General features: G+C 57.1%; 10 protein-coding genes. 5 read left to right on the forward strand and 5 right to left on the reverse strand.

Going from position 1 to position 14,134, the window contains the following annotated elements:
- The 3 genes from BLU05_RS09740 to BLU05_RS09750 all read right to left on the reverse strand — a co-directional run bounded on the left by BLU05_RS09740 (window position 1) and on the right by BLU05_RS09750 (window position 2,033).
- Window positions 1-669: a carbonic anhydrase gene (locus BLU05_RS09740; RefSeq protein WP_091879562.1), complete on the reverse strand. Its 669-nt coding sequence runs from the start codon at window positions 667-669 to the stop codon at window positions 1-3.
- 170 nt (window positions 670-839) lie between these two features.
- Window positions 840-1,724, reverse strand: coding sequence for a pyridoxal kinase PdxY (pdxY, locus tag BLU05_RS09745; protein WP_091879563.1), 885 nt, complete (start codon window positions 1,722-1,724; stop codon window positions 840-842).
- Between the two features lie 48 nt (window positions 1,725-1,772).
- Window positions 1,773-2,033: a hypothetical protein gene (locus tag BLU05_RS09750; protein WP_091880220.1), complete on the reverse strand. Its 261-nt coding sequence runs from the start codon at window positions 2,031-2,033 to the stop codon at window positions 1,773-1,775.
- A gap of 147 nt (window positions 2,034-2,180) precedes the next feature.
- Here BLU05_RS09750 and BLU05_RS09755 point away from each other — a divergent pair, with 147 nt between their 5' ends.
- The 5 genes from BLU05_RS09755 to BLU05_RS09775 all read left to right on the forward strand — a co-directional run bounded on the left by BLU05_RS09755 (window position 2,181) and on the right by BLU05_RS09775 (window position 10,616).
- Window positions 2,181-2,792: a LemA family protein gene (locus BLU05_RS09755; protein ID WP_227988232.1), complete on the forward strand. Its 612-nt coding sequence runs from the start codon at window positions 2,181-2,183 to the stop codon at window positions 2,790-2,792.
- Window positions 2,793-2,852: 60 nt separating this feature from the next.
- Window positions 2,853-3,671: a TPM domain-containing protein gene (locus tag BLU05_RS09760; protein WP_175540555.1), complete on the forward strand. Its 819-nt coding sequence runs from the start codon at window positions 2,853-2,855 to the stop codon at window positions 3,669-3,671.
- Window positions 3,672-3,679: 8 nt separating this feature from the next.
- Entirely contained in the window at window positions 3,680-4,312 is a 633-nt protein-coding gene (locus BLU05_RS09765; RefSeq protein ID WP_091879568.1) for a TPM domain-containing protein, read from the forward strand.
- Window positions 4,313-4,418: 106 nt separating this feature from the next.
- Entirely contained in the window at window positions 4,419-9,212 is a 4,794-nt protein-coding gene (locus BLU05_RS09770) for an NAD-glutamate dehydrogenase (RefSeq protein ID WP_091879570.1), read from the forward strand.
- A gap of 36 nt (window positions 9,213-9,248) precedes the next feature.
- The gene (locus BLU05_RS09775) at window positions 9,249-10,616 is read left to right on the forward strand and encodes an MFS transporter (RefSeq protein WP_091879571.1); all 1,368 of its coding nucleotides are present in this window, start codon (window positions 9,249-9,251) and stop codon (window positions 10,614-10,616) included.
- Here BLU05_RS09775 and purH read toward each other — a convergent pair.
- Together purH and BLU05_RS09785 are read right to left on the reverse strand one after the other, a co-directional pair.
- Entirely contained in the window at window positions 10,606-12,222 is a 1,617-nt protein-coding gene (gene purH, locus BLU05_RS09780; protein WP_091879573.1) for a bifunctional phosphoribosylaminoimidazolecarboxamide formyltransferase/IMP cyclohydrolase, read from the reverse strand. The two genes, BLU05_RS09775 and purH, sit on opposite strands and share 11 nt — an antisense overlap.
- 114 nt (window positions 12,223-12,336) lie before the next feature.
- Window positions 12,337-14,046: a heparinase II/III family protein gene (locus tag BLU05_RS09785; protein WP_091879574.1), complete on the reverse strand. Its 1,710-nt coding sequence runs from the start codon at window positions 14,044-14,046 to the stop codon at window positions 12,337-12,339.
- Window positions 14,047-14,134: the final 88 nt, after the last annotated feature.

The following is a 14,134-nucleotide window of genomic DNA, read 5'->3' on the forward strand; positions in this document are numbered from 1 at the left end:
CTATTGGCCCGGTTGCAGGTCGACCGATTCCGGATCAGGTCTCAAGAAATCCCCGGTTTCAGGGTTCATAACCCAAAGCTCCCCGGTGGAAATATCGAACCATGCGCCGTGTAGGGTAATGCGACCCTTCTTTTCCAGAATATCGACACAGGGGAAGCTGCGCAGGTTCCGGAGGGAATAGCGAATGGAAATGCGCTCCAGTGCAGTCTGGCGCTCAAATGGCGTCATGAGTTCATTGGCGGCGACGGCTTCGGCTGCCGGAGCAACGAGGCTCATCCATTTGCCAATAAAATCACCGGGGGAGAGAGGCTTGCTTTCCGTATCCAGTGCCGCCTTGATGCCGCCGCAGCGTCCATGGCCCAGAACAACTATGTTCTTCACTTTCAGACTTTGTACGGCAAATTCCAGCGCTGCCGACGTGGAGTGATATTCACCATCCGGCGCATAGGGCGGCACAAGATTAGCCACATTGCGGATAACGAAAATCTCGCCGGGACTGGTGTCGAAGATGATTTCCGGGGCGGCACGCGAGTCGCAACAGGCGATAACGAGCGTTTCGGGGGTCTGGCCCTGTTCGGCCAACTGACGATAGCGCATGGTTTCATTGGCATAACGCTGTGCCATGAAGTTGCGATAACCGGTGAGCAGTTTCTCAGGAAGCATGGTCATGATGGTGCATTAATCCCGATTGAAGGGAAGATCAATTGGTCTTGTGCCAGTTTGCACGGAGCTCAAATGCGAGATTCCAGAATAGGACAGTTTTGCGGTGTGTCACTGAAATTGCAGCAAAAGCCCCGTGTCGAAACCGCGCAGGACGATTGCGGCAATCGCCGATCTGGTCAGGCACGGATGCCTTTGCTTGGATGAACGAGGTGGCGCATCTGGATCATGGCCATCGGGCTGGAGAGGCTGGATGCATCCGCTTCGAGCATCAATTCATCCGCGCCGCGCTTTGCCGAGCGCGCCATGATCTCAAAGACCGAGGCGGTGGTTCGCTGCAGTATCTGCTCGTGATCAAGACCCGCCAGCATACGGGCAAGGAACAGTGCGGAGGTCAGATCGCCAAGCCCGTTGGTCGGGCCGTTTACAAGGCGATGCTCGGCAAGCATGGCGAAAGAATGCGTGACCAGTAGATTGCCGGTGCCGCCGGCAAGCATGGGATGGGCGGATGTCACCAGCATTGTTCCGGGACCCGCATGAAGGGCAGCCTGCATGATCGCCTTGTTGTCAGGCAGATCAGCACCGGCGAGCCAGGCAAGTTCAAAACGGTTTGGCGTCGAAATATCAGCCAGTGGCATAAGCTCATCGCGAATGCCGATTGCTGTTGCTTCAGGAACATAGAGCCCTTTTGTATCACCTATGACGGGGTCACAGAGGTAGAGCACATCCTTGTTCTGGCTTTTGATCTTCTTGATCAGGCGGGCGACCGATGCAGCCTGCGCGGCATTGCCGAGATAACCGGTCATGACGGCCCGCACTTCACCCAGCCATGGCGCACGCTCCAGATCGGCAATCAGATCATCGAACTGCTGCGGCTCGGGCACAATGCGCTTGGCCGGTCCATGTCCCGGGTGCCAGGGCAGGATAACGGTTGGGACGGCCCAGACGGGATGCCCAAGGGTTTCAAGAGCAAACACCGCTGCGCGGTTGCCGACAGAACCACGCACGACATGGCTTGAAATGACGATGACAGCATTGGAGGAAGGAGCAACGGAACCGGTCATGAAAATACTCGTAAAAGAGTTCGGAAAAGCGGGGATGAGTTCGGAGACTCAGCTTTTGCCGGTGATGGAACTGATCAACCAGATAAACATGGCTATCAACACAAGCAATCCCAGAACCCGGCCAATGCGCGTTCCCCATATCTCGATCGGATCGGCAGCATCAGCATCTTCAGCAGTAAAATGCCCCTTGGTCCTGTTAACAGTCCGCTCAACCGCCGACTTGCCGCCGGGATTGGTCTCGCGGCTGATGCGCTCCAGAATCCGCTTCGATTCTGTTACAGTCTGACGCTCTTTGTCATTTGCAGCCATGGCGATTCCGCTTGATCCTTGTTGCAAGGCAGCATAGCGCTTTGCCAGTTCCTTTTGCAGCAAAAAATGGCTACGCTCGGACTGCTTCGTTCCAAAATGACCAGTTGGTCGGGAAAATGAGTAATGAGGAGAGGGTTTATGCAAAAAATGACGTCTTCGACCGGCTTTTTGCCACGCAATGTCTTTTCGGTTCTGGCTCTCGTCGTCCTCGTGCCTTTGCTGTCCGCATGCGGTTTCAATACGATTCCGACCAATGAAGAGCAGGCCAAGGCCGCATGGAGCGAAGTGCTGAACCAGTATCAGCGCCGCGCAGACCTGATCCCCAACCTGGTTGAAACCGTCAAAGGTTATGCGGCTCAGGAAAAAGATGTGCTGACGTCAGTGGTCGAAGCGCGTGCCAAGGCGACCTCTATACAGGTGACGCCCGATACGCTGAAAGACCCCAATGCCTTCAAGGCATTTCAGGACAATCAGGCCAATTTGTCCGGCGCCCTGTCGCGGCTTCTGGCTGTGGTCGAAAACTATCCTGATCTGAAATCCAATCAGAACTTCCTCGCCTTGCAGTCACAGCTGGAAGGCACTGAAAACCGCATAGCGGTGGCCCGCCGTGATTATATCGAAGCGGTGCGCGTCTATAATACATCGCTCCGGACCATGCCGACGATCATCTGGACATGGATCTGGTATACGAACAGTCAGCCTTATCAGACATTCACAGTTGACGATTCCGTCAAGCAGACGCCTCAAGTCAAATTCTAGGCTTTCAGAATGCGCACCAAGCGCCAAAGCGCTGATATAGCCGTACGAGATCCTTTGCTGATGAGGATTTCGTATGGTCTGCTTTTGACAGTAACGCTGCTCGGGCTGTTTCTGGGTCATGCCTTTGCGGCGGACCTTCCTGCGCTCACGGGACGGGTGGTGGACGGCGCAAATGTCATCGACGCAGCGACCCGCGATGCGATCACCCAGAAACTGGCGGCATTCGAGGCAAAATCGTCGGATCAGGTGGTTGTGGTCACTGTGCCAAGTCTTGATGGCGAGGCGATCGAGCCCTATTCCAACCGGCTCTACCGTGCTTGGGCGCTTGGTCAGAAGCAGGAAAACAATGGCGTGCTTCTCGTCGTGGCACCCAATGATCGCAAGGTACGCATTGAGGTGGGCTATGGACTGGAAGGGACGCTGACGGACCTTCTGTCAAAACTTATCATCGAGAATGCAATAATCCCCGGCTTTCGCTCAGGGGATTATTCCGGGGGGATCGCGCGCGGCGTGGACGATATTCTGAAAGTGCTTTCGGGAGATGCAGCCGAACTTGAAGCGCGCGCAAAGCGGAATATCAAGGATGAATCCTCTAATATTGACTGGTTCGGGGTCGTCTTCATCTCGATCTGGGTCATTATTTTCTTCGGCGGTTTCGGCATGGCTATCCTGGCGCCTGTCTTCGGCCAGAAGATTGGCCCCGGTCGCTACAGATGGCTTGGCATGGACATTGACACGCGATCATCGGGCTCTGGTGGTGGTTCCGGTGGAGGGTGGTCGTCGGGCGGCGGCGGATGGTCTTCCGGTGGCGGTGGAGGCGGCGGCTTTTCGGGTGGAGGTGGTTCCTCCGGCGGCGGCGGTGCATCGGGAGGCTGGTAGGAGAGAGCATGTCAGTGATGAATGATGATGATCATGCCCGTATTGCCGCAGCGATCCGCGATGCAGAGAGCCGGACGAGCGGCGAAATCTATGCGGTACTCGCCCGCAGCAGCGACAGCTATTTCTTCGTTGCCGGTTTTGCCGTTACGGTTGGGATTCTTATTGCAGCCATCATCGTAGCGCTGGCGGCCCATTGGTACTGGTTTACCATCTCATTGCCGCTCTTTGGTCTGGCGATCCTTGCAGCCTTCGCGACTGCCATTTTACTGCTCTGGCTCATACCCGGCCTCAGCCTGCGGTTTGTTCCCAAGCGTATTCTCTACCAGCGCGCGCATCTCAATGCGGTCCAGCAGTTTCTGACGCGCAATGTGCACCTCACCGAAAAGCGCACGGGCATCCTGCTGTTTGTATCGCTGGCGGAGCGTTATGCGGAGGTTGTGGCCGATGCCGGTATCAATGCAAAAGTTGCTCAGGAAGAATGGAACGGCATTGTCACAATCCTGACAGATCATGCGGCGCAAGATGACCATGCTTCCGGTTTTCTCAAGGCCATTCAGCAAGCGGGGCGGCTGCTGGAAACACACTTTCCAGCAGGTCCCGATAACGTCAACGAACTCGATGACCATTTGGTCGAATTGTAACCTGCGCAATGTCATGCGAATTTTACGTCTGGCGTGCAGTTTGCGGTCGAAAATACAATTTCAGTGGCTATGATCAGCCAAAATGCCGGTTCAGGGAGAGATTCTGATGGCTTCAACGAAAAAATCGGGCGCAAAAGCCGCTCCGAAGTCAAAAGCAGTAAAAGCCACGAAAGAAAAGAAGCAAGCACCCGGTTTGTTTGAGGATCTGCTGTTTGCCCGCGCTCCGGCAGAAGACCTCGCAGATTATGATGCTGGTGCCTTGACGGCGTCAGCCAAGCTTGCCGAAGCGGCCCTGAAACAGTTCAAAACGGGCAAGCCGCTGATTGATCTTTCCGATGGCAACGCTGTTTACCGCGATGGCAGGCCGATCACCGTTGTCACCCTCATCAACGATAACATGCCTTTCCTGCTCGACTCGGTCCTCGGCGAGATCAGCGAACGGGTCAGTTCCGTCTATCTGGTCCTGCATCCGGTGATGGATGTGGACAAGAAAAGCGGCTCGGTTATCGGCGCGGCAGGTCCGGATAAGCCCGGCAAGGACGAAGCTCGCGTCTCCGTGATGCAGATTCATGTGCCCGCTCTGGATGCTCCCGCACGCGAAATCCTCGTGGAGGCTTTGACTACCTTGCTTCGGCATGTGCGTGAGGCGGTCAATGACCGCGCTGCCATGGTCGCTCGTCTCGATGATGCCATCGAAACCTACAGGACTGGCAAAACGCCCATGAAGAAAGCGGCTGCCGAAGAAGCGGTCGAATTTCTGGAATGGCTGCGCGACAATAATTTTACCTTCCTCGGCGTTCGCGAGTACGACTATCAGGGGGATAATAGTCAGGGTGAACTGGAACGGTCGGGTAAAACCGGCCTTGGCATCCTGCGCGATCCGGATGTCCGCGTGCTCAAACGTGGCAATCAGGGCGTGACGACCACGCCGCAGATCATTGCGTTCCTCACGGGTCCCGAGCCGCTGATCGTCACCAAGGCAAATACCAAGTCGCTGGTGCATCGCCGCGGCTATATGGATTATATCGGCGTCAAGACATATGACGCGCAGGGCAAGGTGAGCGGCGAATTGCGCTTCGTTGGACTGTTCACCTCAGGAGCCTATACGCGCTCCGTGCTGAAAATCCCCTATCTCAGGTCAAAGACGGAAGCGGTTATCAGCCGTCTCGGCTTCAACCGCGAGGATCACTCGGGCAAACAGCTGATCAAGGTTCTCGAGAGCTATCCACGCGATGATCTTTTCCAGATCGACGTCAAGACATTGACCCGCAATGCCGAAATCATTCTGGCACTTGGCGAGCGTCCGCGCGTGCGCGTGCTGCCGCGCATTGATCCGTTTGGCCGGTTTGCCTCGATCATCGTTTATGTTCCGCGTGAGCGTTATGATTCCATCGTGCGTGAGAAGATGGGTTCCTATTTCGCGGCCGTCTATGAGGGACATGTTTCTGCCTATTACCCGGCGTTCCCCGAGGGCAATCTGGCCCGCGTTCATTTCATCATCGGCCATGCGGATAATGATTTTCCGAAAGTCAAACGGGAGGCTCTGGAAGAGACCGTTCGTTCCATTGTTCGCACCTGGGAAGATGCGGTGGCTGAAGTTGGCGATCGCAGCGGCCTTGCCGAGTTTTCGTCACTTGCTGCGGCATTCCCGGATTCCTACCGCGAAAACTTTTCGCCGGATGAGGCGCTGGTTGATGCCAGCCGTATTGCCGGACTGTCGCGTACCAATCCGCTATTCGTTGATTTTTATCGCCACCGGACAGACGGTCCCAATGCCGCATCGCTGAAAATCTATCATTATGGCTCGGCTGTTGCCCTGTCCCAGCGCGTGCCGCTGCTTGAGAATATGGGTTTCCGTGTCATCAGCGAGCAGACCTTTGCCCTTCCCGCTGCAGATGGAAGCCCGCTCTTCGTGCATGACATGGAATTGGTCAGCACATCGGGCTCGCCGATTGACCTCAGGGACAATGGCGATCTGTTCGAAGATGTGTTCCGCAATATCTGGGGCGGCGCTTCCGATAATGATGGCTACAACGCACTTGCGCTAACGGGGCAATTGACGGCACGCCAGATCATCATCCTGCGCGCCTATGGCCGCTATCTGCAACAGGCGGGTATTCCCTATTCGCAGGATTTTATCGCAATAGCGCTTAATCGTTATCCTGAGATTGCCAAGCAATTGTTCGGTCTGTTTGAACAGAGACTTGATCCGAAAAAGGGTGCAACGGCTCAGTCCGAGCGCAAGCAGGCAACAATCCGCGCTACGATTGAAGAGGCGCTTCAAGGTGTTCCAAGTCTTGATGATGACCGCATCCTGCGTCGCTTCCTCAACCTGATCGAATCGACCCTGCGCACCAACGCCTTTGCACCGGAGGAAGATGGCAGCGAGCGTGTGACGCTGGCCTTCAAGCTTGATCCACGGGCACTTGATGATCTGCCGGAGCCACGGCCCTATCGCGAAATCTTTGTCTATGGTCCTGAGGTCGAGGGCGTACACCTGCGCTTTGGCCCTGTTGCCCGTGGCGGATTGCGCTGGTCGGATCGTGCGCAGGATTACCGCACAGAAGTGCTGGGTCTGGTGAAGGCACAGCAGGTCAAGAACGCTGTTATCGTGCCTGTTGGTGCCAAGGGCGGCTTCTACCCGAAACGCCTGCCAACCGGCGGCGACCGCAATGTAATCTTTGAAGCGGGCCGTTCCGCCTACATCACGTTCATCGCAACGCTGCTATCGGTTACCGACAATCTGCACGGTGAAACGGTTGTGCCACCTGATAATATCCTGCGGCTCGATGGTGACGATCCCTATTTCGTCGTTGCTGCTGACAAGGGCACCGCGACCTTCTCCGATACGGCCAATGCCATTAGTCAGGCACATGATTTCTGGCTGGATGACGCGTTTGCATCGGGTGGCTCTGCAGGCTACGACCACAAGAAGATGGGCATTACCGCCCGTGGTGCATGGGAGGCCGTGAAGCGGCATTTCCGCGAAATCGGTACGGATATCCAGAAAGTGCCTTTCGTGGCTGTGGGCGTCGGCGATATGTCCGGCGACGTCTTCGGCAACGGCATGTTGCTTTCGCCGCAGACAAAATTGGTGGCGGCATTCGATCACCGCGATATCTTTATTGATCCGGAACCCGACGTCAAAGCCAGCCTGAAAGAGCGGCAGCGACTGTTCAATCTGCCGCGTTCCAGCTGGCAGGACTATGACAAGTCGAAGATTTCGGCAGGCGGCGGGGTGTTTTCCCGTTCGCAGAAGTCGATCACGCTGTCGAAAGAAGCTGCCAAGGTGATTGGTCTTGCCAAGACCACGGCAACACCATTTGAGATCATGACAGCGATCCTGAAAGCGCCTGTTGATCTCCTGTGGTTCGGCGGTATCGGCACCTATATCCGTTCAAGCTTTGAGAATGATGCGGAAGTTGGCGACCGCGCCAATGATGCGATCCGTATTACCGGACTGGATGTGCGGGCAAAAGTCATTGGCGAAGGTGCCAATCTCGGCGTCACTCAAAAAGCGCGTATCGAATTTGGTCTTGCTGGCGGACGCTGCAATTCGGACGCTATCGATAATTCGGCCGGTGTGAACACATCCGACGTCGAGGTCAACATCAAGATTGCGCTGGCGCAGGCCATGCGTTCCGGAAAATTGCAGCGCGACAAGCGCGACAAACTTCTGGAGTCGATGACCGACGAGGTTGGCGATCTTGTCCTGCGGAACAATTACCTGCAAACGCTGGCGCTCTCGCTTGCCCAGCGCCGTGGCTTGGCGGATCTTGCCTATCAGGCACGATTCATGAGTGATCTCGAAGCGCGCAAGCTGCTCAATCGCAAGGTTGAAACTTTGCCTGATGATAAGGTGCTGGCGGAACGTCAGGCCGATGGCATTGCTCTCAGCCGCGCGGAACTCGGTGTCCTGCTCGCCTATGCCAAGATCGTTCTGTTGGATCAGTTGCTGGCGAGCAATCTGCCTGATGATCCTTATCTCGAACGGGAACTGCTTGATTATTTCCCGCGTCAGATGAAGGAAGGGTTTGGCGAGGAAATCCGCACCCATCGTCTGCGCCGCGAAATCATCGCTACACAGCTTGCCAATGACATTATCAACCGGGGTGGACCAACCTTTGTCAGCCGTCTTTCCGACCTGACGGGGCAATCGGCATCCGACATCGTCCGGGCCTATGTCATCGTGCGTGACGGTTTTGAGGTTGATGCCCTGTTTGCCGACATTGATGCGCTCGATAATGCGCTGCCCGGTGATGTCCAGAATGGCCTCTACGCCAAGGTGGCGCAGATGCTGAACTGGACGACCGCATGGGTGCTGCGCAACAGGACAGGTGGTGTGGGTCTGCAGGCGGCGATTGAAGAAATCAAGGGCGCGCGCAGTGCCTTGCAGCCGAAGCTGGAAAAGCTGCTGCCCGTATCCATGAGCAATCAGATCCGCGATGATACGGCAGTCTATGCGACGCAGGGCGCACCCGCACCGCTGGCAGCCCAGCTTGCCCGGTTGGAGATTGCGCCAATCATCCCTGATATCGCCGCAGTGGCGCAGCAGGCGGGCATTGATATTGCCAGTGCGGCCAAGGCCTATTTCGATATTTCCGAAGCCTTCCGCATCGGACGCATCGAAGAGGCGGCACGCGGCGTTTCTGTCGCTGACTATTATGATGGTCTTGCACTTGCGCGGGCCACGGACCTCATATCGCAGGCACGCCGGGGCATTGCTGCTGCGGCGCTCAGCGAATATGGCAAGAAGCCCGATCCCGCCAAGGAGTGGCTCGCCGGGCGAGGCACACGGGTCGATGAAGTGCGTCAGCGTATGGCAAACATTGTCGAGGGCGGTGATTTGACCGTATCACGCCTTGCCGTTGCCGCTGGATTGCTTTCCGATCTGTCCTAGACAAATCAGGACATCGGATCAGGGGAAGGAAACGAAATGGCTGCGTCTAAACGGGGCATCTGGGGATGGATGCTCTTCGACTGGGCGGCGCAGCCATTTTTTACCGTCGTTACGACCTTTATTTTCGGTCCCTATTTCGTCGCGCGGATGGCTGATGATCCCGCCATTGGTCAGGCTGCCTGGGGCTATGGCATTGCCATATCCGGGCTTATCATCGCGGTGCTGTCGCCGGTCCTTGGTTCGATTGCCGACCAGTCCGGAGCGCGAAAGCCGTGGATCGGTTTCTTTGCCGTCATCCAGATCTTTGCCTTGTCGATGCTGTGGTTTGCGGCGCCGGGTTCAAGCCTGATCGTGCCGCTGATCTTCTTTTCACTGGCATCGATTGCGGCTGAATTCTCCATCGTCTTCAACGATTCGATGATGCCCCGGCTTGTGCCGGAAAAGGATATAGGCCGCATCTCCAACATGGCGTGGGGCCTTGGTTATCTCGGCGGCATGATCGCGCTGATCTTTGTCGTTGCCTTCATGGCTGGTTCCCCTGAAACGGGAAAAACCATGCTCGGGTTAAATCCGATCCTCGGTCTTGATCCTGCGGCAGGAGAGGGAGATCGCGCGACCGGCCCTCTGTCAGCTCTGTGGTATCTGGTTTTCGTGCTGCCCATGTTCTTATTCACGCCCGATAGCGCCAAGGGATTGCCTGTCGGCAAGGCGGTGCATATGGGGATCGCCGAACTGAAATCCACTATTGGTGAGGTGCGGCAGCGTCCCGGAATTCTGCGCTTTCTCATTGCGCGGATGATCTATCAGGATGGTGTCAATGCACTGATTGCGCTTGGTGGGGCTTTCGCTGCAACCATGTTCGGCTGGGCGACAGCGGAGATCGGCATTTACGGCATCATCCTCAATGTCGTCGCGATATTTGGCTGCCTTGCTGCGAGCTACCTCGACACCCGGATTGGATCAAAGGTGGTTGTGGTCATTTCACTGGTGCTTTTGACCATCGCGACAATCGGCATCGTCTCGACTGGACCGGGCTACACGCTGTTCGGCCTTCTGCCGCTCAATGGCGCAGATACGGGTGGGTTGTTTGGAACGCCAGCGGAGAAAGCCTTCATCGTCTTCGGGCTTCTCATCGGTGTCGCCTTCGGGCCCGTGCAGGCGTCATCGCGCTCCTACATGGCGCGTAGTGTGTCAATCGATGAGGCTGGCCGCTATTTCGGTATCTATGCCCTTTCAGGGCGGGCAACGAGTTTTCTCGCGCCATTTGTGGTTGCAACAGTCACTGCGGTCAGTGGGTCGCCACGCCTTGGCATGGCGATGATCATTGTCTTTTTGCTGGCCGGACTGGCTGTTCTGTTGCGAACACCCTATCCGGCCGCAGTTCCGGTAAAACCTAGTGTCTGAAGTGGCGCATGCCGGTGAACACCATGGCAATGCCATGTTCATCGGCAGCTGCGATAACGTCCTCATCCCGCATGGAACCACCCGGCTGAATAACGGCGGTTGCACCAGCAGCGACTGCTGACAGCAATCCATCGGCGAAGGGGAAGAACGCATCGGAAGCCACGACCGAACCCTTCGTCAGCGGTGCCGCCAATCCAGCGGCCTCGGCGGCGTCTTCGGCCTTGCGGGCGGCAATGCGGGCCGAATCAACGCGGCTCATCTGTCCAGCGCCGATGCCAACTGCTGCGCCGTCCTTTACATAGACAATGGCATTGGATTTCACATGCTTGGCGATACGGAAAGCCAGCTTCAGATCAATCATTTCCTGTTCGGTCGGCGCGCGCTTGGTCACGACCTTGAGATCAAGATCGTCAACCACGCCGCTGTCACGCGACTGGACGAGAATGCCGCCGGCAACGGTTTTGGCAGTGATGCCGGATGCACGCGGATCAGGCAGGCCGCCGGTAACCAGCAGGCGCAGATTCTTCTTGGCGGCAACAATTGCCTGTGCTTCCGGCGTTGCATCGGGCCCTATGATGACTTCAGTGAAAGTCTTGACGATTTCCCCGGCGGCGTCTGCATCCAGTGTTTTGTTGAGCGCAACGATGCCACCGAAAGCCGACACGGGATCACAGGCCAGAGCCTTGAGATAAGCTTCCTTCAGCGTTGCTCCTTCAGCCACGCCGCATGGGTTGGCATGTTTGATGATGGCAACAGCCGCTGTGCGTGCGGGATCAAATTCGGCAACAAGCTCGAATGCCGCGTCCGTATCGTTGATGTTGTTGTAGGAAAGCTGCTTGCCCTGCAGCTGGGTTGCGGTGGCAACACCGGGGCGCTTTTCGCCTGTGAGGTAAAAGCCCGCTGACTGGTGCGGGTTCTCGCCATAGCGCATGACCGAGTGCAAATGACCGCCGATGGCCCGGCGTGAGGGTGTTTCGGTCATCAGCGCTTCGGCAAACCAGCCTGAGATGGCCGCATCATAGGTTGCCGTGCGGGCATAGGCCTTGGCGGCAAGACTCTGGCGGAATGAGTAAGGCAGCGATCCTTCGTGCTTGTCGAGCATGGCGATGACCATCTCGTAGTCGCCGGTATCGGTGACGACACCGACATAGGCATGGTTCTTGGCAGCAGCGCGGATCATGGCCGGGCCACCAATGTCGATATTCTCGACGATGTTGGCGTAGTCGGCGCCGGAATGGCGGACTTCTTCAAAGGGATAGAGGTTGATGACGGCAAGATCGATAGCGCCAATACCGTGAGCCTTCATCGCGTCGGCGTGTTCAGGATCATCACGCACCGCCAAAAGACCGCCATGCACCTTGGGATGCAGGGTTTTGACGCGGCCATCCATGATTTCAGGAAAATCGGTGATCTCCGAAACATCCGTGACCGGGATGCCTTCAGCCGCGATCGTCTTGGATGTGCCGCCCGTCGAGAGGATTTCAATGCCGTGCCGGTGCAGTGCATGGGCAAGCGCGGTAAGGCTTGTCTTGTCGGATACGGATATAAGCGCGCGCTTGACGGGATGAAGGTTCGGAGCGGGAATGGATTTTGCAGTGACGGCCATGGGAGAATTCGTCCTCAGCGGAAAAGTTTGGGGGATTTGGACAGCCGGTTAGCACAGGCTGTCTCAGAATCCTACTTCTGATCGCAGATTTGGAGGAATTGGGGCGCTTTTCCCCTAACCATAAGCGCCGAGGGCCGTCCGGGTGAATTGCCATTCGACCTCAGGCAGTTGCGACGCATTCAGCGAAAGCGTGATCTGACGGGTTTTGACCGGGCCACGGAAACCGGCAAAAAACAGCGAGTCTTCGATGAAGGGCTGGACGGTAGCGGAGAACATCCAGATATCGTCATTGTCCACCTGCAGAATGATCAGGCCGTTATCATCGACGCTGATAATGACGGATGGATGAAGATGAAAACGGATAACCACGTTCTCACGGCCGGTTCCGCGCAGGGGGTTGCGGCCTGCGGCAAAGAAACTGTCTATGCCTTCAATGACACTGCCATTGTGCGACAGGACAATCTGGCGTTCGTGATAGATGCCGAATGGCCTGATATAGCCATTGTGGTTAGCGACAAAGCCGACGGCGCCCGGCCGTTCAATCCGCTCCACATTGACCTTTGTCGGCCCGGCAATGATCGGGGTGCCGATCATGGTGGAAAGACCGGAGGTCGCGCTGAAACGGCATGATGAGGTGTCGTTGAGTGTCGCGGTGGAATGGGCGGCTGTGGAGCGCGCGAGCGGGCGAAACTCTTCGGGGCCATAGCGGTCAACGCCAGCATTGACGACGTAGCGATTGCGCCCGGAGGACATTTCGAAGGAGAGGCAACCCGCATGGGCATCGCGCGATGCAGTCACCGGCGGTGCAAGTCCCGTATCGGCAATGATGGTGGTTGAATCCATCGACAGCCGCTCATAGCCGGAATGCACAGCGTGCGTCAGCGGCAGGCCGCCAATATCATCGTGACGGAGTACAGCGATGACACGCTCCGGCATTGTTGCACCGACGCCGTTGAACAGGGCCAGATTGCCGTCGTGATGGCGGAAGAAGCGCAATGCGGGCAGCATGCGTTCAATGGCTTCCATCAGCGCTTTCGGCGGCGCTTCCGTGCCGCTGGCATAGGTCTGGCGGAGCGGAAGAAGGTCAGCCAGAAGTTCAAGCACTGTCAGCGGATTGCGGGAAATATGTCCGCCATCCGGCAGGATCTGATGGACGAGTTCAAATTCGAGATTGCGGCGGGCGGAGCGGGCTGTATTCGATGACACAGGCAGAGCCAGCGCGGCAAAGGCGAGGGCAATGCGGGCACGCAGTTTCTCTTCGCCATCATCCATGACAGCGGCCATGGTGCGGAGGTACCGCACTTGCGTGGCGAGTGAGCGCATGAACTGGCGGTAGGCGCGTAAATCCGCACCGGCCAGAATAAGGCTGGAATGCTGCAACCAAGCGATGATGCGTTGGGCCGTTACTTCAGGCGTCCATGCGGGACCACCGATTGAGCGGCCATGGCTGGTAATCCAGTCGCTGAGCAGCGCGCGGGCATTGGCTGTTGCAAGCTCGGTGCCGGAGGCGCGCATATGGCGCAGCCAGCCGAAATTGTGCAGGGCGGCCTGCCAAGCGGCATTGGGTGGCTCGACGATGAAGGGAGAACGGCCGCCGGTTTCCACCACCCGCCCGGCGAGGGCAAAGCGGCCATGATAAAACTCTTCGGCCAGTTGCGGATCGGCGGGTCGCAAATCCTGCGGGGCAATCAGCACGCGCTCCGGCGTGAAACCGGTAAAACGCCAGCGAAACAACGGTCCCATGCGCAAGCGTCTGCGGAAACGGCGCCACAATTGCGCAGTCGCAAGTCCCCACAATTGCGGTGTTTCGCTAAACGCGACCATCTCGCGGCATTTCCTCGCTTCGCCGCGTTCCGGCGCACTTCAGTCTGCTTTCGCGTACATTCGCGAAACATGTCCCGCATGGCGGGAT

The sequence above is a fragment of the Phyllobacterium sp. OV277 genome (assembly GCF_900104355.1).
In the GTDB taxonomy this organism is placed as follows: domain Bacteria; phylum Pseudomonadota; class Alphaproteobacteria; order Rhizobiales; family Rhizobiaceae; genus Phyllobacterium.

Excerpts from the sequence above, each read along its gene's own strand:
- BLU05_RS09740 (WP_091879562.1), bottom strand. The coding sequence starts at position 669 with ATGACCATGCTTCCTGAGAAACTGCTCACCGGTTATCGCAACTTCATG.
- pdxY (WP_091879563.1), bottom strand. The coding sequence starts at position 1,724 with ATGACCGGTTCCGTTGCTCCTTCCTCCAATGCTGTCATCGTCATTTCA.
- BLU05_RS09760 (WP_175540555.1), top strand. The coding sequence starts at position 2,853 with ATGAGGATTTCGTATGGTCTGCTTTTGACAGTAACGCTGCTCGGGCTG.
- BLU05_RS09765 (WP_091879568.1), top strand. The coding sequence starts at position 3,680 with ATGTCAGTGATGAATGATGATGATCATGCCCGTATTGCCGCAGCGATC.
- BLU05_RS09750 (WP_091880220.1), bottom strand. The coding sequence starts at position 2,033 with ATGGCTGCAAATGACAAAGAGCGTCAGACTGTAACAGAATCGAAGCGG.
- BLU05_RS09775 (WP_091879571.1), top strand. The coding sequence starts at position 9,249 with ATGGCTGCGTCTAAACGGGGCATCTGGGGATGGATGCTCTTCGACTGG.
- BLU05_RS09755 (WP_227988232.1), top strand. The coding sequence starts at position 2,181 with ATGACGTCTTCGACCGGCTTTTTGCCACGCAATGTCTTTTCGGTTCTG.
- BLU05_RS09770 (WP_091879570.1), top strand. The coding sequence starts at position 4,419 with ATGGCTTCAACGAAAAAATCGGGCGCAAAAGCCGCTCCGAAGTCAAAA.
- purH (WP_091879573.1), bottom strand. The coding sequence starts at position 12,222 with ATGGCCGTCACTGCAAAATCCATTCCCGCTCCGAACCTTCATCCCGTC.
- BLU05_RS09785 (WP_091879574.1), bottom strand. The coding sequence starts at position 14,046 with ATGGTCGCGTTTAGCGAAACACCGCAATTGTGGGGACTTGCGACTGCG.